The organism is Streptomyces sp. NPDC002809 (assembly GCF_040295435.1).
GTDB lineage: Bacteria > Actinomycetota > Actinomycetes > Streptomycetales > Streptomycetaceae > Streptomyces.
Genome location: NZ_JBEOVJ010000096.1, coordinates 1 through 19541 on the forward strand (window position 1 = coordinate 1; position 19541 = coordinate 19541).

The window sequence follows — 19541 nt, forward strand, 5'->3', positions numbered from 1 at the left end:
TCTCTGTTGTGATTCCGTGTGCTCTTCGTTTATTTTTTGTTGCTGTCCACGCCAACCCCCACGACTCTCCTGGTGACCGGTGCGGGGCCGGTCACGGGGCACAGTGGTGCGGGTGCTGGAGCTGCCGGTTGTCAGCCGGGGATCAGACCGTCGCCGCTGAGCATGGCGCGGACCTCTTCGAGGGTCGCGTCGGGCGACGGCAGGATCAGTTCGGACGGCTCCAAGGAGTCGTCCGGCAAGGGTGTGCCGAGTTCGCGCACCCTTGCGAGGAGCGCGTGGAGCGTGGAGCGGAAGCCTGGGCCGTCGCCACTCTCCATTTCGGCGAGCAGTTCGTTGTCGAGCTTGTTGAGCTCGGCGAGATGACTGTCGGCCAGGACTGCCTGGCCCTCCCCCATGATCCGTACGATCATGACGCTGCCTTAATTCTTGTCGAACTTGTGCGGGGACCGGTCCTGCTGCTGCTGCTGCGCGGCATCCTGCGGGCCGCCCTCGATGGCCTGCTTCGAGGTGGAGCCGCCGGCCAGTTCGGCCTTCATGCGCTGCAGCTCCAGCTCCACATCCGTACCACCGGAGATCCGGTCCAGCTCGGCGGTGAGGTCGTCCTTCGCCGTGCCGGTCGGGTCGTCCAGGGCGCCGGAGGCGAGCAGCTCGTCGATCGCTCCCGCGCGTGCCTGCATCTGCTGGGTCTTGTCCTCGGCCCGCTGAATGGCCAGGCCGACGTCGCCCATCTCCTCGGAGATGCCCGAGAAGGCCTCCCCGATCCGGGTCTGCGCCTGGGCTGCCGTGTAGGTGGCCTTGATCGTCTCCTTCTTCGTACGGAAGGCGTCGACCTTGGCCTGCAGCCGCTGGGCCGCGAGAGTGAGCTTCTCCTCCTCGCCCTGCAGCGTGGTGTGCTGCGTCTCCAGGTCGGTGACCTGCTGCTGAAGAGCCGCGCGGCGGGACAGCGCCTCGCGGGCCAGGTCCTCGCGGCCGAGCGCGAGCGCCTTGCGGCCCTGGTCCTCCAGCTTGGACGTCTGGCCCTGCAACTGGTTCAGCTGCAGCTCCAGGCGCTTGCGCGACGTCGCCACATCGGCGACACCGCGGCGCACCTTCTGAAGCAGCTCCAGCTGCTTCTGGTACGAGTAATCGAGGGTCTCGCGCGGGTCCTCGGCCCGGTCAAGGGCCTTGTTTGCCTTCGCGCGGAAGATCATCCCCATACGCTTCATGACACCGCTCATGGGCTTCGCGCGCCCCCTTCTGACTCAACCGGTATCCAGCACTCCAACAGAACCCACAGTACGGGCCCTGCCTCTATTACCGCACTGTTCGAGCGACGATGGGGTCCTCCCCAAGGACGACTGCCCCCGGTGACGGCTCCGGCCCAGGGTGTAGGTGATGGTCGGGGAAACCGGTGGTGGCGCCCGTATCGTCCCGCTCGGACACCAGCAAGGACGCAGGCCGTTGCCGGATCGTTCCCGGCCGGCCTGGGGTCGTGGCGATCGACCCCGTACCCTTGGGTCTTGTGTTCCGTAGCCGCTCCAAGGAAGAGAAGGCCCCCACCGACAAGGTGACGGCGGACCTCTCCAAGACGTCCCGCGACCCGCAGGCCCCCAAAGGTCGCCCCACCCCCAAGCGAAGCGACGCCCAGTCGCAGCGCCGTCGTGCCTCCAGTGGTGCGCCGCTCGACCGCAAGGAGGCCATGAAGCGGCAGCGCGAAGCGCGCCGCGTCGACATGGCCAAGCAGCGTGAAGCGCTCGCCAGTGGTGACGAGCGCTATCTGCCGGCTCGCGACAAGGGCCCGGTGCGGCGCTTCGTCCGCGACTTCGTGGACTCGCGCTTCTGCATCGCGGAGTACTTCCTGCCGCTCGCCGTGGTCATCCTGATTCTCAGCGTGATCCAGGTGCAGGGCATCCAGAACATCTCGCTGCTGCTCTGGCTGGGCGTGATCGTGCTGATCGTCGTCGACTCGATCGGGCTCACGTTCCGTCTGCGCAAGCAGCTGAACGAGCGCTTCCCCGATACGCCCAAGCGGGGCGCGGTGGCCTACGGTCTGATGCGTACGCTCCAGATGCGTCGGCTCAGGCTTCCGAAGCCGCAGGTCAAGCGCGGAGAGCGACCCTGAGTACGGATCTTTCCGGTCCGGCCGGCGGGGTGTCCGCAGGCCGGCCGGGTGATGCGGTCTCCGGTTTCGCGGGCGCCTCGCCGGCTTGGCTGAAGGGGCTCGGCGGACTGCGCAACACCGTGCGCCAGGAGCTGGTCGCACGACAGCTCGACGAACAGATCGCGGCACGCTTCCCCGTGGGGCAGCGGCTGCGGATCCTCGACGTCGGCATGGGCCAGGGGACGCAGGCCCTGCGTCTCGCCCGGGCCGGTCACACCGTCACCGGTCTCGAATCCGATGCCGAGATGCTGCGGGTCGCCCGCGAGGCGCTCGGCGGCGAGCCGGCGGGCATCCGTGAGCGGGTCCGCTTCATCGAGGGCAACGGCCAGGACACCGGCGTCCACTTCCTGCCGGGCAGCTTCGACGTGGTGCTCTGCCACGGCGTGCTGATGTACGTCCAGGAACCCGACGCCATGGTGGCCGGTCTGGCCAGGATGCTGGCGCCGGGCGGGCTGCTGTCGCTGCTCGTACGGAACGCCGAGGCGCTGGCGATGCGGCCCGGGCTCGCCGGGGACTGGGACGCGGCTCTGGCCGCGTTCGACACGGACCGGTACACCAACCGCCTCGGGCTGTCCGTGCGCGCGGACCGGCTCGACGCCCTCACCGCCACGCTCGCCGGGATCGCGGCGCCACTGCATGCCTGGTACGGGGTGCGGGTCTTCACGGACAACGTGAGCAACGACGTGGAACTGCCGTCCGCGGCGGAGCTGGAGCGGGTTCTGGCAGCGGAGGACCGGGCAGGGCGGACGGATCCGTACCGCCGCGTGGCCGCGCTGCTGCACCTGTGCGGGGTGCGGGGCTAGGGCTGTCCCGGGCGCGTCCGGAGGAGTGTGAGCGCGGTCCCCGGTGGGTGCGCTCGACGGGCCACCAATGGGGTTAAAGGCAATAATCCGGACATGGATGCCTTTGACTCCCGCAGCCGCATGCGCAGGCTGCTGATGCCCCTGTCCGCAGGTGTCTGTGCGATCGCGCTGGTGAGCGGTTGCTCCGACTCGAATTCCAACGCCTCGAACGCCGCCGCGACGAAGTCCGGATCGGCCCAGCAGGGATCGGCCTCGAAGGCCACCGGTGATCTGCAGGACGACTACCAGACCGTCATCAACGACGTGCTTCCGTCGGTGGTGCAGATCGACGCCTCCGAAAGCCTCGGTTCCGGCATCGTCTACGACGCCAAGGGCAACATCGTCACCAACGCCCACGTCGTCGGCGAGGAGAAGACCTTCAAGGTCACCGTGGCCAACGGGGAGAAGGTGCTCAGCGCCTCGCTGGTCGCCGCCTATCCCGAGCAGGATCTGGCCGTCATCAAGCTGGACGACGTCCCGGACGGGCTGAAGCCCGCGAAGTTCGGCGACTCGGAGAAGGTCGAGGTGGGCCAGATCGTGCTGGCGATGGGCTCGCCGCTGGGCCTGTCCAGCAGCGTCACCCAGGGCATCGTCTCGGCGCTCGGCCGCACCGTGAGCGAGAGCAGCGCGGGCGGCGGCACGGGCGCGACCATCGCGAACATGGTGCAGACCTCGGCTGCGATCAACCCGGGCAACAGCGGCGGCGCGCTGGTGAATCTGAACAGCGAGGTGATCGGCATCCCGACGCTGGCGGCGACCGACCCCCAGATGGGTGACAGCGCGGCGCCGGGGATCGGCTTCGCTATCCCGGTCTCGATGGTGAAGACGGTCGCCGACCAGATCATCAAGGACGGCAAGGTCACCGACTCCGGCCGGGCGGCACTGAACATCACCGGACGCACGGTCGTCAACGACAGCTACCAGCCTGCGGGCGTCGCGATCGTCAGCGTGACGAACGGCGGCGCGGCCCAGAAGGCGGGGCTGCGGGCCGGCGACATCATCACCGCGGTGGGCGACGCGTCCGTCACCACGATCACGTCGTTGTCGGAGGCGCTGGCCTCCGAGGAGCCGGGCGAGAAGGTCACCGTGACGTATCTGCGCAGCGACGCGAAGAAGACGGCCGAGGTCACGCTCGGCGAGATCTGAGGCCCCGGAGCACCGGTGGCCCCTCCCGGCTGATCTGCCGGGAGGGGCCACCGGTGCTTCCGCTCAGCTCTGCTCGGCCCGGAGGCTCATCGGGCCGTAGATCTTCGTCGTGTCGTCGAAGAGCGTCACCTGCTCCGCCCCGCCGTCGAGGAGTTCCTTCCAGTACTCACCGATCCAGGACTCGGCGTCGCCCTGCGTCGTGAATTCGTCCGGCTGCAGCGCCGGCTCCGTCTCCGTACCGTCGGACTTCTCGAACCGCCACGTCCACGCCATGTCCGCCTCCTGGGTCACTTTGTTCCGTCCGCAGCCTATGGCCTCTCGTCCGGATCATGCCGGGCTCGCGCGGGGTCCGACCTGATCCGGACGGAAGACCGGGCGACCGGTGGCGTCGGCACGACGGGGCGAAGCCCGCCGGGAGCGGCACCAGTGCTTCGGACCTGCCCAGGAAGGCGCCCGTCCACGCCTCGCCACCCCCACGTCGCGCACCCGGCGCGGGGACGCGGGAGGATCGGGGCGTGGAACTGACTCTGCTCGGCACCGGAGCCCCCGACGGGCTGCCGCGGCCCGACTGCCCCTGCGCCGTCTGCGCCAGCGCCCGCGGGGCGCGGGCGCGGGCCGCGACCGCTCTGCTGATCGACGACGCGCTGCTGCTCGATCTCACCCCGGGGGCGGTGTTCGCCGCCGCCCGCGCGGGGCATTCGCTCACCGGCGTACGGCAGGTGCTGCTCACCCATCCGCACGACGGCCCAGCAGTCGAACTGCCCGCCGGGCTGCCCCCGGCGGGCCGGGTGCCGGACGGACGGGTGCTGACACTGATCAGCGGACACCGGGTGCGGGCCGTGCCGATGGACGCGCCGGGCACCGGGTACGAGGTCACCTCGCCGGACGGCGAGCGGCTGCTCTATCTGCCGCCGGGCGCCGCACCGGCCGGTCTCTCCGACCGGGTGGCGGAGCCGTACGACATGGTCGTCGGTGACGTCGTGGGGCGGCCCGACGCCGTGGCCAGGCTGCGGGCCGTCGAGGCGATCGGGCCGACGACCGAGGTGATCGCCGTCCATCTGGACCATGACGCGCCGCCCGGCCCCGAACTCGACCGCCGACTTGCCGCGGGCGGCGCCCGGGCCGTGCCGGACGGCACGACGCTGACGGTCGGCGCGTACCGCGCCGAACCGGACGTCCCCCGGCGCACCCTGGTCACCGGCGGCGCACGGTCGGGGAAGTCGGTCGAGGCCGAGCGGCGGCTGGAGACGTATCCCGAGGTCGTGTACGTGGCGACCGGCGGCAGCCGGGAGGGCGACACGGAGTGGGCGGCCCGGGTCGGACTCCACCGGGATCGCAGACCGGCGGCCTGGCGCACCGAGGAGACCTGCGAGCTGGCGGAGCTGCTGGCGTCGGACGGGCCGCCGCTGCTGATCGACTGCCTGTCGCTCTGGCTGACGGACGCGATGGACCGGGTGGACGCCTGGGACGACGCGGCGTGGGCAGGCGGTGGTGAGAGCGCGCTGCGGGAGCGGACGGCCGAACTCGTGGCAGCGGTCCGCGGGACGCGGCGCACCGTCGTCGCGGTGACCAACGAGACCGGGTCCGGCGTGGTTCCCGCGACCGCCGCCGGGCGGCGATTCCGGGACGAGCTGGGCCGGCTGAACGCCGCGGTCGCCGACGAGTGCGAGCAGGTGCTGCTGGTGGTGGCCGGGCAGGCGCTGACGCTGCGGGGCTGACGGGCCCGATCCCCTGCGGACCGAAACGGAACGGATCGAAACGGAACGGGACGAAGCAGAGCGGGACGAAGCAGAACGAAGCGGAACGGAACTCGTCTCAACGGGATTTGACGGGAGAGGAGAAGCGGACATGGCGCGTGTGCGGCCGATGCTGGACGGGGTCCCGGAGACCCTGCTGTGGACGTTGTACAACCGGGCGTACGAGGCGGGCCGGCCCTATCCGGTGCTGGACGACCCGATGGCGCTCCAGCTGCTGGCGGATCTGGACTATCCGTTCGAGGAGCGGTTCGGGATTCCCCACCCGTTCAACTCGCAGGCGCAGGGTCTGCGCTCACGCTGCTTCGACCTGGCTGTGCAGGAGTATCTCGCCGACCGCCCCCGGGCCACCGTGGTCGCACTCGGCGACGGCCTGGAGACCGGCTTCTGGCGGGTCGACAACGACCGGCTGAACTGGCTGAGCGTGGAACTGCCCGAGGTCGCCACGCTCCGCCGCACCCTGCTGCCCGCGTCGGACCGGCTGCGGACACTGTCCGGATCGGCGACGGATCTGTCCTGGCTGGACGAGATCGAGGATCCGGAAGGCCGGGGCGTGGTCATCACGACGCAGGGGCTGCTGATGTATCTGCGGCCCGCCGAGGTGCGCGCGATCCTGGCCGCCTGCGCCGAGCGGCTGCCGGGCGGGATCCTCGTCCTGGACTCGATGGCGCGGTGGCTCGCGAAGGGCACCGTGGCGGGCACTTCGAAGGTCGGTGACATGACGATCCCGCCGATGCGCTGGGCGATGAACCCGGGCGAGCGCGGGAAGCTGCGCAGCGCGCATCCGGGGATCACCGAGGTGCGGGCTCTGCACCTGCCGCGCGGGCGCGGTGCCATGGGTGAACTGATCCGGGTCCAGAACCTGCTGCCCGGGCTGCGGACTCTCACCCCCGCGATCACCCAACTGCGGTTCGGGGACCGGACGCCGCACTGAGGGGGGCCGGAAATCGCGGCAGGTACTGTTCCGCAGGGGGCCCGCAGCCGGGCTCCCCGGCCCACCCCACGTATCGACCCGCGAGGCAGACCCCCGTGAATCTGGACGACTTCTCCGACCTGATCGAACGCCCCGACGGGGGTGTACGGCGAGATGCCGCGGAACGCCGGGAGCGGTTCATCGTGCCGCCCGGCGCCCTCGGCCGCCTCGACGAGCTGGGCGAATGGCTCTCGGCCGCGCAGCAGGCCGTGCCGGTGCGGGCGATCGAGCAGCCTCGCGTGGTGCTCTTCGCCGGTGATCACGGGGTGGCGGAGCTGAAGGTGTCCGGCCGTGCGGCCGGGACCGCGCACGAGCTGGTGCGGGCCACGCTGGAGGGTTCGACGCCGCTCGCCGTGCTGGCCCGCCGGTTCTCCGTACCGGTGCGGATCGTCGACGCCGGTCTGGACTGCGAGCCGGAACTCCTGCCGGAAGCGGTCGTGCGGACCCGGGTGCGGCGCGGCAGCGGCCGGATCGACATCGAGAACGCCATGACGGTCGAGGAGGCCGAGCAGGCGGTGCGCCTCGGCATGGCGATCGCCGACGAGGAGGCCGACTCGGGCACCGATCTGGTGGTGCTCGGCGATCTGAGCGTCGGCGGTACGACGGCCGCGGCCACCTTGATCGCGGCGCTGTGCGGCACCGACGCCTCGGTGGTCACCGGGCGCGGCGGTGCGGGGATCGACGACCTGGCCTGGATGCGCAAGTGCGCGGCGATCCGTGACGCGCTGCGCCGGGCCCGGCCGGTGCTGGGCGACCAGCTGGAGCTGCTGGCCACGGTGGGCGGCGCGGACCTGGCCGCGATGACCGGCTTCCTGCTGCAGTGCGCGGTACGCCGACTCCCGGTGATCCTGGACGGTGTGGTCTCCGCGGCCTCGGCCCTGGTCGGTCAGCGGGCCGCGTTCAGGGCGCCTGACTGGTGGCTGGCGGGCCAGCTGAGCGGCGAACCCGCGCAGGCGAAGGCGCTGGACCGGATGGCGCTCAACCCGTTGCTGGACCACGGCGTCATCGTCGGTGAAGGAAGCGGGGCATTGCTCGCACTTCCGTTCGTTCAGGCCGCGGCCGCGCTGGCGGCGGAGCTGCCCGAGCGCGCACCGGAACCCGACGAGGACGACGCGAAGGACGACGGCGAGGAGGCCTCCGCGGACGGAGAGGCAGGCCCGGGCGACCCGGCCGGGGAGTGACGGGCGGCAGCTGACCCATCGGACTGCGGCCGTCCGGACCCGGCCGCAGCGCGGCCTCTTTCCTGAAACGCGATGCCCCATATGATCGCTTTTCATGGGAGAGGTCCGATTGGCCAGCGAGGAATCCGGGCGGACTGCCGTCCGGCCGCAGAGCACCCAACGGTCACGACGCGGCGCGGCCTTCGCCATCTGGTACCTGCGCGTCGTGTCGTTCATCAATTTCCTGAGCGCCGTCTGGGTCACCTTCGGCCAGGACCTGCGACGGCACAACACCGAGAACTACTTCACGCCCTACCTCCTCACCGCGGGCTTCTCCTCCGGAGTCGTCGCACTGTTCCTCGCGGTCACGATGCGGCGGCGCAAACGGGCCGCGTGGATCGTCAACACGGTGCTGAGCGGCCTCACGCTGCTGCTCTTCGCCGCGGTGATCGGCTTCCCGGAGATCCGCCGGTACCCGCAGAACTGGATCTCGCTCGCGCTGACCGCCGCCTTCGTCCTCGCACTCGCCCTCGGCCGGCGGGAGTTCTACGCGAAGGGCGACCGGTCCAACCCGAAGCTGGCCGCGCTGGTGGCGGTCGGCGGGCTGCTGGTCGCCTCGCTGCTCGCCGCCGGCCTGGTCACGGTCACCAACACCGCGCACGACGACTACCGTTCGACGTTCCTGGACCGCTGGCGCTACGGGGCCCTGCGCCTGGTCTCCGTCACCGCCGACGACTCCCGCTTCCCCGGGATCACGACGCCGGGGTGGGTGAACGTCGCCATCAACGTCATGTCCACCCTGCTGCTCATCGCCGTCGTGTACGCGGCCTTCCGCGCGCGCCGTGCGGTCGATCCGATCGGCCCCGAGGACGAGACGGCGCTGCGCGCACTGCTCGACAAGCACGGCGAGCGGGACTCGCTCGGCTACTTCGCGCTGCGCCGCGAGAAGAGCGTCACCTGGTCCCCCACCGGAAAGGCCGCCGTCGCCTACCGGGTGGTCGGCGGGGTCTCGCTGGCCTCCGGCGACCCGATCGGCGACCCCGAGGCCTGGCCCGGGGCGATCACGCCCTGGCTCACCGAGGCCCGTGAACACGGCTGGATCCCGGCGGTGATGGGGGTGAGCGAGGAGGGCGGCACGGTCTACGCCCGGCACGGGCTCGACGCACTGGAACTGGGCGACGAGGCGATCGTGGAGACCGCCGAATTCACCCTGGAGGGGCGGGCCATGCGGACCGTCCGCCAGGCGTACAACCGGGTCAAGCGGGCCGGCTACGAGGTGACCGTGCGCCGGCACGCGGACATCCCCGAAGCCGAGATGGCCGAACTGGTGCGCCGGGCCGACGACTGGCGCGACGGCGCGACCGAACGCGGCTTCTCGATGGCGCTGGGGCGGCTCGGCGACCCGGCCGACGGACAGTGCGTCATGCTCGAATGCCGCGACACCGCCGAGGGCGGCGGCCCCGGTGAGCTGCGCGCCCTGCTGAGCTTCGTCCCCTGGGGCCCCGACGGTCTCTCGCTGGACCTGATGCGCCGTGACCGGGACGCCGAGAACGGCCTGATGGAGTTCATGGTCATCGAACTCCTGCAACGGGCCGGGAAGATCGGTGTCACCCAGGTGTCGCTGAACTTCGCGATGTTCCGCTCCGTCTTCGAGCGCGGAGCGCGGCTCGGCGCCGGACCGGTCCTCAGACTCTGGCGCTCACTGCTCAGCTTCTTCTCACGGTGGTGGCAGATCGAGTCGCTCTACCGCGCCAACGCCAAGTACCGGCCGATCTGGGAACCGCGCTACCTGCTCTTCGAGAAGAGCGCGGACCTGCCGCGCATCGCCATCGCCGCGGGCCGCGCCGAAGGGTTCCTGGAGGCGCCCGGACTGCCCAAGTGGCTGCACCGCTCCAAGCTCGGACCGCGTGGATGACCCCGCTGCACACGCTCGGCCGGGCGGCCCGCCGGGAGTGGGGTCCGCTCTGGGCGACCGTACGCACGGCACTCGTCACCGAGCGGCTGCGGGCCGTCCCGATGACCCTGGCCGCGGTCTGTCTGACGGCGCTGCTCCAGGTGGTGCAGAACCGGTCCTGGGGATACGGGCCGGTGCAGGCGCTCGGGGCGGTGCGGGCCGAGGATCCGCTCCTGCCGGCTCTGCTGCGTACCCCAATGTCGCTGTTCGTCCCCGCTCTCGACCTGCCCGTGTGGGGTGCGCTGGCGCAGGTGCTGCTGGTGTTCGGGATCGCCGAGATCTGCCTGGGCCGGTGGCGGACGCTGCTGATCGCGTACGTCGCGACGCTGGCCGGGACGCTGTACGCGCGGATCGGCGTCGCCGTGGGCCCCGACGGGTTCCTGGGGCTGCCGGGCACCGACGCCCAGGTCGTCGACACCGGTCCCTCGGCGGCGGTGGTCGCGCTGGCCGTCTGCGTCTGCTGCGCCTACCGGGCCCGGTTCACCGGAGCCCTGGTGATCGCGGCAATGGTGGTGGAGGTCGTGGTGAAGGACAACCTGGCGGGCAAGGAGCACCTGGCGGCCATCGCGGTGGCGCTCGTGCTGTGCGCGGTCCCGTCCCTGCGCGGGCGGCGCCGTCAGGGCTTGGGCGAGGGGGCCGGGACGCGGTCCGGTGCGCCGCCGATCAGGTCCTGAAACCTGCGCCGCGGCCCGGCCCAGCGGACGTCGTGGTGGTACGCGCGCAGCACCGAGCGGGAGCGGGCCCGGTGCCGGTTTCGGTAGAACCGCTTGGCCCACATCGAGGTCGGCCGGGCCAGCCGGATCGCCCCGACCAGGGCGACGAACGGGACCAGGGTGCCGACCACCGCCATCCGCGCCTTGCCCTTGAACAGCGCGATCAGCACGAAGCAGAAGTTGACGACGAGGGTGAGGACGACGCCGAGCCGGCCCTGCTGCTGATCGTCGCTCAGGTCGTTCACGCCGAGCGGGGAGAAACCGCCGAGCACCAGCAGGACGAGGGCTGCGGTGAGGACCACGACCTCCACGCTCTGGCGGCCCTGCTCGGTCCAGTACACGTCGTCCATGTGCAGGATCAGCGCGAACTCGTCCAGCACCAGCCCCGCGCCGACGCCGAAGACGACCGCGCAGATCCCGGCCGCGATGCCGTGCTTGCCGCTGGCCACCGCGCCGAACCCGCCGACGACGCTGAGCACCACGCCCGGCACCACGTGGTGGACATGGACGCCGCCCGGCGTGATGTTGCGGAACGGCCCCTTGCCGGCCCGGATCATCCGGGTGATGACCCGGGTGACGGCGAACGTCAGCACGAAGGCGGCCAGCGCCAGGAGCAGGGGAAGCTTCCCCGGCTCGACGATGTTCCGATCGAACCAGTGACCCATCCCACCCACTCCAGAAAAGCCGGTTAAGCACCGTTCCATGCCGTTTCGGCCAATCTAGCGGCCGCGCCCACCGATTAGCCTGCGCGCCGTGACCTCCCTGAACAGCCACGGCCTGCGTTTCGCCTTCGGCACCCTCACCGTGCTCCCCGTCCGCGTCACCCGCTGGGACCGCGAGACCGCCAGGGCCGGAATGCTGTGCGCCCCGCTCACCGGCCTCGTCGTCGGGGTGCTCGCGGCGGTGCCCGGCAGCCTGTTCCTGCTGTTCGGCTCGGGGCCGCTGCTCGCCGCGGTCGCCTCCGCCGCGGTGCCGGCGGCCCTCACCCGGGGGCTGCACCTCGACGGCCTCGCGGACACCGCCGACGGTCTGGGCAGCGGCAAGCCGGCCGACGACGCGCTGCGGATCATGAAGCAGTCGGACATTGGGCCATTCGGCGTGATCACCCTGCTGTTCGTGCTGCTCGCGCAGGTGGCGGTCCTTCAGCAGCTGTACGCGCAGGGCTGGGCGCAGGGTGCGGTGGCCGCCGCCGCGTCCGGCGTCGTCGCCCGGCTCGCGCTCACGCTGGCCTCCCGCCGCGGCGTCCCGGCGGCCCGCCCGGAGGGGCTGGGCGCCGCGGTCGCGGGCACGGTGCCGGCCGCGGGCGCGGTGGCGGCCGCAGCCGCGGCGGTGGCGGTCTGCGCGGGCGCCGGTGCGCTGCTGGGCGGGTACGGGGCACTGCGGTACGCCCTCGCCGCCCTGGCCGCGCTCGCGGTGGCCCAGTTGCTGCTGCGGCACTGCGTGCGGCGCTTCGGCGGCGTGACCGGGGACGTGTTCGGCGCGCTGGCGGAGACGGCCGCGACGGTGACGCTGGTGGGCCTGGCCCTCGGCTGAGCTCTCGGCCGGAAGCCCGGCCGGGCTCCCGTCAGGCCCCGGCCGCCGGGCACCGCACACGCCAGACGCCGAGCTCGTACTTCTTGAGCAGCGAGCTCAGCCCCAGCTTCCGGGACTGCGCGCAGAACCGGGCCACCGGCAGCTCGTACTCCACGTGGAAGACCGCCTTGCCCGCCTTCACGAACGGGGAGAGCTCCTCGCACTCCTCGTACTGGGCGCACTGTTCGTTGACCGCGAAGTCGAAGTCACCCACCAGTTCGGGAATCTGGGGCAGGTCGTTCTTCAGGCCGACGGCGAGGTGGTGGCGGTGCGCGACGCGAGCGATGAGCCGGTTGTAGCGCAACTGGTCGGCAGCGGTCAGCGGGAAGCCGCTCGGATTGCGGTAGCCGTCCATGTTGTCGGGCTCGACCGCGTCGAAGCCCTTCTTCGCGCACATGGAGATCCGGCTCTCCATCAACGGTTCCAGGACGTCGGTGCGCCGGATGTCGAGCCAGCGCTCCCCCTTCCAGCCGTTGCCCTTGCCGAGGACCGCCGTGGGGAACCTCGCCGCGTCCGGGCGGAACTCCTCCCAGGCTCCCGTGGACAGGTAGCAGATGACCTTGCGCCCCTTGCGGTGCAGCTCCGCCACCTGCGCCGCATCGTGGTCGAAGCCGTCGATGTCGTACACCGGGGCGTCCACCGTCGTGTCCAGCCGGCCGGAGAGCTGCCACTGCCAGTCGGTGCCCGGCTCCGGCTGCCAGCGCGGCGCGGCGGACCGCCCGGAGGGGGAGGCCGACGGCGCGGATCCGGGTGCCGAGGTGCAGCCGGCCAGCATCACCAACAGAATCAGTACGGTGACGGGCAGCGCCACCGGCCGGCCGGTCACCCGTGCGGCCATCCGGTCGTTCATCGTTCTCCCTCGTCCGCAGGACGTCCGCCAACGCCGTTGCGGCCACGGTACGTTCCGCCGGGAAGATCATCCCGGCGGGACAACCGTACGACGGCTCCGGCGCACTGACGGCCCGCCGCCGTAATCGGGCAGCAAAGGCGCGCGTAGGCTCATTCCCGGCACATCGCGGCGGCGTCTACGATGCGCCGGGCACGGTCGGCCACCCCTCGACCAGCACAGTCCGACAAAGAACTCAACGGAAGCGAGATTTCACCACCGTGACTGCTCTCACTCTCAGCACTGCCGGTGCGGCGACGCTGCGCGCCGACGCGCTCGTCGTCGGCGTCGCCAAGGGCGCCGGCTCCAAGTCCGGTGACCTGGTCCTCGCACCGGGCTCCGAGGCCGTCGACAAGGCGTTCGGCGGGAAGCTCGCCACCGTCCTGGCGACCCTGGGCGCCTCGGGTGCCGAGGGCGAGCTGACCAAGCTCCCCGCGCCCGACGGCCTGAAGGTCCCGGTCGTCATCGCGGCCGGACTCGGCCCGGTCCCGGAGAAGGACGGCGCGTACGACGCCGAGGCGCTCCGCCGCGCCGCGGGCAGTGCCGCCCGCTCGCTCAACGGCTCGAAGAAGGCCGGCTTCGCGCTGCCCATCGGCTCCGTCGAGGACGCCGAGGCCATCGCGGAGGGCGCGCTGCTGGGCGCGTACGCCTTCACCGCCTACCAGGGCGGCGAGAACAAGCTCGCCCCCAAGGGCGCCAAGGACAACGGCCCGAAGCTGCCGCTCGGCGAGATCGCCCTGCTGGGCGCCAAGCCGCGTGACAAGGCGTTCAAGGCCGCCGCCGAGCGCGCCGTCGCGGTCGCCGAGGAGATCAACCGCGCCCGTGACCTGATCAACACCCCGCCGAACGACCTGTACCCCGAGTCCTTCGCCGCCGTGGCCACCGCCGCGGGCAAGGAGCACGGCATCAAGGTGCAGGTGCTCGACGAGAAGGCCCTCGTCAAGGGCGGCTACGGCGGCCTGCTGGGCGTCGGCCAGGGCGCGGCCCGCGGCCCGCGCCTGGTGAAGCTCGCCTACACGCACCCGAAGGCGGAGAAGACCCTGGCCCTTGTGGGCAAGGGCATCACCTACGACTCGGGCGGCATCTCGCTGAAGCCGGCCGGCCACAACGAGACGATGAAGTGCGACATGGCCGGCGCCGCCGCCGTGTTCGCCGCCGTCGTCTCGGCCGCCCGTCTGGGCCTGCGGGTCAACGTCACCGGCTGGCTCGCGCTCGCCGAGAACATGCCGTCGGGCAACGCCACCCGCCCCGGTGACGTGCTGCACATGTACAGCGGCAAGACCGTCGAGGTCCTCAACACGGACGCCGAGGGCCGGCTCGTCCTCGCCGACGCGCTGACCCGCGCCTCCGAGGAGAACCCGGACGCGATCGTCGACGTGGCGACCCTGACCGGCGCGATGGTGCTGGCCCTGGGCAACCGCACCTTCGGCATCATGGCGAACGACGACGCCTTCCGTACCTCGATCCACGAGATCGCCGAAGAGGTCGGCGAGGCCTCCTGGCCGATGCCGCTCCCGGCCGACCTCCGCAAGGGCATGGACTCCCCGACCGCCGACATCGCCAACATGGGCGAGCGGATGGGCGGCGGCCTGGTGGCCGGTCTGTTCCTGCAGGAGTTCGTGGGCGAGGGCATCGCCTGGGCGCACCTGGACATCGCGGGCCCGGCCTTCCACGAGGGCGCCCCGTACGGCTACACGCCGAAGGGCGGCACCGGATCCGCGGTCCGCACCCTGGTGAAGCTGGCGGAGCGCACCGCGGCCGGAGACCTCGGCTGAGTTCGCACATGACGTACGGCCCCGGGCATACGTCCGGGGCCGTACGTGTTCCCCCCACGGCACCGCGGCAGGGTCCGGGCGGTTTCGCTCTCGACGAAACCCGACGGAATCAGCCTGTCCCTACGCAGCGGTAACCCACCGGGACGGACGATCATCCGTCTCAGACACGGGCCCCGCGTCCCGCCCACCGTCAACAAGTGCGAAGATGGGTTCTCGGCAGGACAGGGCCCCCACCACAGGGCCGAATGACAAAAGCGGCCGAACACCAGCCGACCGGCCGGTCACACCCCGATGACGGGGCCCGGCATACGGCGCACATGCATGGAGGACGTGACGTGGCGAACGACGCCAGCACCGTTTTCGACCTAGTGATCCTCGGCGGTGGTAGCGGCGGTTATGCCGCGGCCCTGCGCGGAGCGCAGCTGGGCCTGGACGTCGCTCTGATCGAGAAGGGCAAGGTCGGCGGCACCTGCCTGCACAACGGCTGCATTCCCACGAAGGCCCTGCTGCACGCCGGCGAGATCGCCGACCAGGCACGCGAAGCCGGCCAGTTCGGCGTCAAGGCCACCTTCGAGGGCATCGACATCGAGGCCGTCCACAAGTACAAGGACGATGTGATCTCGGGCCTGTACAAGGGTCTGCAGGGTCTCATCGCCTCCCGCAAGGTGCACTACATCGAGGGTGAGGGACGTCTCTCCTCCGCCACCTCGGTGGATGTGAACGGCCAGCGCATCCAGGGCCGCCACGTGCTCCTGGCGACCGGCTCCGTGCCGAAGTCGCTCCCGGGCCTGGAGATCGACGGCAACCGCATCATCTCCTCGGACCACGCGCTGAAGCTGGACCGCGTCCCGAAGTCCGCCATCGTCCTGGGCGGCGGCGTCATCGGCGTCGAGTTCGCCTCGGCGTGGACGTCCTTCGGCACCGACGTCACGATCATCGAGGGCCTCAAGCACCTCGTGCCGGTCGAGGACGAGAACAGCTCGAAGCTTCTCGAGCGCGCGTTCCGCAAGCGCGGCATCAAGTTCAACCTCGGTACGTTCTTCCAGGGCGCCGAGTACACGCAGGACGGCGTCCGCGTGACCCTCGCCGACGGCAAGACCTTCGAGGCGGAGGTGCTGCTGGTCGCGATCGGCCGCGGCCCGGTCTCGCAGGGTCTCGGCTACGAGGAGGCCGGCGTCGCGATGGACCGCGGCTACGTCCTCGTCGACGAGTACATGCAGACGAACGTTCCGACGATCTCGGCCGTGGGCGACCTGGCCCCGACGCTCCAGCTCGCCCACGTCGGCTTCGCCGAGGGCATCCTGGTCGCCGAGCGGCTGGCCGGTCTCAAGACCGTCCCGATCGACTACGACGGTGTCCCCCGGGTGACGTACTGCCACCCCGAGGTCGCCTCTGTCGGCATCACCGAGGCCAAGGCCAAGGAGCTCTACGGCGCGGACAAGGTCGTCGCGCTGAAGTACAACCTCGCGGGCAACGGCAAGAGCAAGATCCTCAAGACCGCGGGCGAGATCAAGCTCGTCCAGGTCAAGGACGGTGCCGTGGTCGGCGTCCACATGGTCGGTGACCGTATGGGCGAGCAGGTCGGCGAAGCCCAGCTGATCTACAACTGGGAGGCGCTGCCGGCCGAGGTCGCGCAGCTCATCCACGCCCACCCGACCCAGAGCGAGGCGCTCGGCGAGGCCCACCTGGCCCTGGCCGGCAAGCCCCTGCACTCCCACGACTGATCCAGTCGACCGGGCGCGACGACCGACCACTTCCGCATTTTCGTTAGGAGCAACTGAAACCATGTCGGTTTCCGTAACCCTTCCGGCGCTCGGCGAGAGCGTCACCGAGGGCACTGTCACCCGCTGGCTGAAGGCCGAGGGCGAGCGCGTCGAGGCCGACGAGCCGCTGCTCGAGGTGTCGACCGACAAGGTCGACACCGAGATCCCGGCCCCCGCCTCCGGCATCCTGGCCTCCATCAAGGTCGCCGAGGACGAGACCGTCGAGGTCGGCGCCGAGCTGGCCGTCATCGACGACGGCACGGGCGCCCCCGCGGCCGCTGCGGCTCCGGCCGCCGAGCCCGAGGCCGCCCCGGCCCCGGCACCGGCCGCCGAGGCCCCCGCCGCCGCTCCGGCCCCCGCGGCCGAGGCCCCGGCCGCCGCCGCCCCCGCCGGTGGTGCCTCCGGCACCGACGTCACCCTCCCGGCGCTCGGCGAGAGCGTCACCGAGGGCACCGTCACCCGCTGGCTGAAGGAGGTCGGCGAGGAGGTCACCGAGGACGAGCCCCTCCTCGAGGTCTCCACGGACAAGGTCGACACCGAGATCCCGGCCCCGGTTTCCGGTGTGCTGCTGGAGATCGTCGTCGCCGAGGACGAGACCGCCGAGGTCGGCGCCAAGCTCGCCGTCATCGGTGCTCCCGGTGCCGCCCCGGCCGCTGCTCCGGCTGCTGCCGCTCCGGCTCCGGCCGCTGCCCCGGCCCCCGCCGAGGCTCCGGCTCCGGCCGCCCCCGCACCGGCCGCTCCGGCGCCGGCTCCGGTGGCTCCCGCCGCGCCCGCCGCCGCTCCGGCCCCGGCTGCTCCGGCACCCGTCGCCGCTGCCCCGGCTCCGGCTCCGGTCGCCCCCGTGGCTCCGGCCGCTCCGGCCGCTCCGGCCGCTCCGGCCGCGAACTCCGGTGACGACGGCGCGTACGTCACGCCGCTGGTCCGCAAGCTCGCCGCCGAGAACGGCGTCGACCTGGGCGCGGTCAAGGGCACCGGCGTCGGTGGCCGTATCCGCAAGCAGGACGTAGTGGCCGCCGCGGAGGCCGCCAAGGCCGCCGCTGCCGCCCCGGCTCCGGCCGCCGCTGCTCCGGCCGCCTCCAAGGCGCCGAAGCTCGAGGTGTCCCCGCTGCGCGGTCAGACGGTCAAGATGACCCGCATGCGCAAGGTCATCGGCGACAACATGATGAAGGCGCTGCACTCGCAGGCCCAGCTGACCTCGGTCGTCGAGGTCGACGTCACCAAGCTGATGAAGCTGCGGAACAAGGCGAAGGACGGCTTCGCGGCCCGTGAGGGCGTCAAGCTCTCCCCGATGCCGTTCTACGTCAAGGCCGCCGCCCAGGCGCTGAAGGCCCACCCGGTCGTCAACGCCCGGATCAACGAGGACGAAGGCACGATCACGTACTTCGACTCGGAGAACATCGGCATCGCCGTGGACGCCGAGAAGGGCCTGATGACCCCGGTCATCAAGGGCGCGGGCGACCTCAACATCGCCGGTATCTCGAAGAAGACCGCCGAGCTGGCCGGCAAGGCCCGCGGTGGCGGCCTGACGCCGGACGACATGTCCGGTGCCACCTTCACCATCAGCAACACCGGCTCGCGCGGTGCGCTGTTCGACACCGTCATCGTGCCGCCGAACCAGGCAGCCATCCTGGGCATCGGCGCCACCGTCAAGCGTCCCGCGGTCATCGAGACCGAGGAGGGCACCGTCGTCGGCGTCCGCGACATGACGTACCTCTCGCTCTCCTACGACCACCGTCTGGTGGACGGCGCGGACGCCGCCCGCTACCTGACCGCGGTCAAGGCGATCCTGGAGGCCGGTGAGTTCGAGGTCGAGCTCGGCCTCTGAACAACGCGGTTGTAACCAGCCTCACCAGCGGCGCCCCCGTCCGGAACACTCCCGGACGGGGGCGCCGCCGTATTGTCTAGACACCACCGGTCGCTCCGGCAGCCGAGTTGGCGCAGGCAGCACCGGTTTGCCCCGAAGGAGCCCCTCATGACCCCGCCCGTCGTCCACTCGCTGCGCGAACAGATCCGCGAGCACATCGTGGACGGGATCGTCAGCGGGCGCTGGAAGCCGGGCGAGCGGATCGTGGAGCGGCGGATCGCCACCGAGCTGGAAGTCAGCCAGACGCCCGTGCGCGAGGCGCTGAGGGAGCTGGAGACGCTGCGGCTGATCGAGTCTGCGCCCAACAAGGGCGTCCGGGTCCGCAACCTCACCGCGGCCGACCTGGAGGAGAGCTACCCGGTACGGGCCGGGCTGGAGCAGATCGCCGCCGAGCTCGCGGCCCCGGGGCTCGGCGAGGACTGCTCGCTGCTCGCCCCGCACGTGACGGCCCTGTACGAGGCGGACCGGCTGGCCGACGGCGAGGCGCAGGTGCGCCACACGGTCGGGTTCCACCGCGAGATGGTCCGGGCGGCCGGCAACGCCGTCCTGCTGCACACCTGGGAGGGGCTGGGCATCGAGGTGTTCACGGCGCTCTCGATCCGCTGGCTGGGCACGGTGCAGAAGTCGTACGCCGAGGAGCACGAGGCGCTCATCGAGGCGTTCCTGCGGAAGGACCCGGACATCGGGGTGCTGGTCAAGGCCCATGTACTCGGCTGCGCCCCGCGCGCCTGAGGCCGGCGCTCCGCGCGGTGCGCATGTGTCGTGAGGGGCGCTCGCCTGTGCAGGCGGGCGCCCCTTTTGCCTGATAGGTCCCGTCACTCCGTGCCCCATTTCGCGGCACCCCATGCCACTTTTCTCGATATCGAGAAGTTTTGCCTTTCATCCTTTGATCGATCATCGATCGGAGCCTTACAGTTCACTCCGCGGGCCCACCGGCCCCATCGCCCTGTCCTGCCAGTCAGGGACTTCTCCACCCCCCTCCTCACCGGAAGGCGGCGA

At 71.3% G+C, this 19541-nt stretch carries 18 protein-coding genes; 13 read left to right on the forward strand and 5 right to left on the reverse strand.

All coding sequences use genetic code 11. The features are described from left to right. Positions 1-131: 131 nt before the first annotated feature. Together pspAA and ABT025_RS34380 are read right to left on the reverse strand one after the other, a co-directional pair. A complete protein-coding gene (pspAA, locus tag ABT025_RS34375) occupies positions 132-410 on the reverse strand; it encodes a PspA-associated protein PspAA (protein ID WP_351002584.1) in 279 nt (92 codons plus the stop codon). Between the two features lie 9 nt (positions 411-419). Then, complete coding sequence (locus tag ABT025_RS34380; RefSeq protein ID WP_351002585.1) at positions 420-1205, reverse strand: PspA/IM30 family protein; 786 nt, start codon at positions 1203-1205, stop codon at positions 420-422. 296 nt (positions 1206-1501) lie between these two features. On the opposite strand from ABT025_RS34380, the gene ABT025_RS34385 reads away from it, so the two are divergent. The 3 genes from ABT025_RS34385 to ABT025_RS34395 all read left to right on the forward strand — a co-directional run bounded on the left by ABT025_RS34385 (position 1502) and on the right by ABT025_RS34395 (position 4128). Next, positions 1502-2101 (forward strand): DUF3043 domain-containing protein, encoded by a 600-nt coding sequence (locus ABT025_RS34385; RefSeq protein WP_351002586.1) that lies wholly within the window; start codon positions 1502-1504, stop codon positions 2099-2101. A gap of 89 nt (positions 2102-2190) precedes the next feature. Then, positions 2191-2943 (forward strand): class I SAM-dependent methyltransferase, encoded by a 753-nt coding sequence (locus ABT025_RS34390; protein ID WP_351002608.1) that lies wholly within the window; start codon positions 2191-2193, stop codon positions 2941-2943. A 93-nt stretch (positions 2944-3036) separates the two neighbouring features. After that, a complete protein-coding gene (locus ABT025_RS34395; RefSeq protein WP_351002587.1) occupies positions 3037-4128 on the forward strand; it encodes a S1C family serine protease in 1092 nt (363 codons plus the stop codon). 63 nt (positions 4129-4191) lie between these two features. Here the strand turns inward: ABT025_RS34395 and ABT025_RS34400 are convergent, their stop codons facing one another. Further along, positions 4192-4401, reverse strand: a complete 210-nt coding sequence (locus ABT025_RS34400) for a hypothetical protein (protein ID WP_351002588.1) — start codon at positions 4399-4401, stop codon at positions 4192-4194. A 242-nt stretch (positions 4402-4643) separates the two neighbouring features. Here ABT025_RS34400 and ABT025_RS34405 point away from each other — a divergent pair, with 242 nt between their 5' ends. The 5 genes from ABT025_RS34405 (at position 4644) to ABT025_RS34425 (ending at position 10643) form a co-directional block, all read left to right on the forward strand. Continuing rightward, complete coding sequence (locus tag ABT025_RS34405; protein WP_351002589.1) at positions 4644-5846, forward strand: bifunctional adenosylcobinamide kinase/adenosylcobinamide-phosphate guanylyltransferase; 1203 nt, start codon at positions 4644-4646, stop codon at positions 5844-5846. A 130-nt stretch (positions 5847-5976) separates the two neighbouring features. Beyond that, complete coding sequence (locus ABT025_RS34410) at positions 5977-6816, forward strand: class I SAM-dependent methyltransferase (RefSeq protein WP_351002590.1); 840 nt, start codon at positions 5977-5979, stop codon at positions 6814-6816. Between the two features lie 95 nt (positions 6817-6911). After that, on the forward strand, positions 6912-8036 hold the full coding sequence (gene cobT, locus ABT025_RS34415; protein ID WP_351002591.1) for a nicotinate-nucleotide--dimethylbenzimidazole phosphoribosyltransferase: 1125 nt from the start codon (positions 6912-6914) through the stop codon (positions 8034-8036). A 94-nt stretch (positions 8037-8130) separates the two neighbouring features. Then, on the forward strand, positions 8131-9930 hold the full coding sequence (locus ABT025_RS34420) for a phosphatidylglycerol lysyltransferase domain-containing protein (RefSeq protein WP_351002592.1): 1800 nt from the start codon (positions 8131-8133) through the stop codon (positions 9928-9930). Next, positions 9927-10643, forward strand: coding sequence for a hypothetical protein (locus tag ABT025_RS34425; protein ID WP_351002593.1), 717 nt, complete (start codon positions 9927-9929; stop codon positions 10641-10643). The genes ABT025_RS34420 and ABT025_RS34425 overlap by 4 nt, the downstream gene beginning before the upstream one ends. Here ABT025_RS34425 and ABT025_RS34430 read toward each other — a convergent pair. Continuing rightward, the gene (locus tag ABT025_RS34430; RefSeq protein ID WP_351002594.1) at positions 10586-11347 is read right to left on the reverse strand and encodes a hypothetical protein; all 762 of its coding nucleotides are present in this window, start codon (positions 11345-11347) and stop codon (positions 10586-10588) included. The two genes, ABT025_RS34425 and ABT025_RS34430, sit on opposite strands and share 58 nt — an antisense overlap. 88 nt (positions 11348-11435) lie before the next feature. On the opposite strand from ABT025_RS34430, the gene ABT025_RS34435 reads away from it, so the two are divergent. Beyond that, positions 11436-12215 carry an adenosylcobinamide-GDP ribazoletransferase gene (locus tag ABT025_RS34435; protein ID WP_351002595.1) on the forward strand — a complete coding sequence of 260 codons (780 nt, stop codon included), beginning with the start codon at positions 11436-11438 and terminating at the stop codon, positions 12213-12215. Positions 12216-12246: 31 nt separating this feature from the next. Here the strand turns inward: ABT025_RS34435 and ABT025_RS34440 are convergent, their stop codons facing one another. Continuing rightward, positions 12247-13104, reverse strand: coding sequence for an endo alpha-1,4 polygalactosaminidase (locus ABT025_RS34440; protein ID WP_351002596.1), 858 nt, complete (start codon positions 13102-13104; stop codon positions 12247-12249). A 257-nt stretch (positions 13105-13361) separates the two neighbouring features. Between ABT025_RS34440 and ABT025_RS34445 the strand changes: the two genes are divergently transcribed. From ABT025_RS34445 to ABT025_RS34460, 4 genes are all read left to right on the forward strand, one after another. Further along, on the forward strand, positions 13362-14915 hold the full coding sequence (locus ABT025_RS34445) for a leucyl aminopeptidase (RefSeq protein ID WP_351002597.1): 1554 nt from the start codon (positions 13362-13364) through the stop codon (positions 14913-14915). Positions 14916-15250: 335 nt separating this feature from the next. Then, a complete protein-coding gene (gene lpdA / locus ABT025_RS34450; protein ID WP_351002598.1) occupies positions 15251-16639 on the forward strand; it encodes a dihydrolipoyl dehydrogenase in 1389 nt (462 codons plus the stop codon). A gap of 61 nt (positions 16640-16700) precedes the next feature. Next, on the forward strand, positions 16701-18503 hold the full coding sequence (gene sucB, locus ABT025_RS34455; protein WP_351002599.1) for a 2-oxoglutarate dehydrogenase, E2 component, dihydrolipoamide succinyltransferase: 1803 nt from the start codon (positions 16701-16703) through the stop codon (positions 18501-18503). Between the two features lie 147 nt (positions 18504-18650). Continuing rightward, a complete protein-coding gene (locus ABT025_RS34460; RefSeq protein WP_148017657.1) occupies positions 18651-19274 on the forward strand; it encodes a GntR family transcriptional regulator in 624 nt (207 codons plus the stop codon). Positions 19275-19541: the final 267 nt, after the last annotated feature.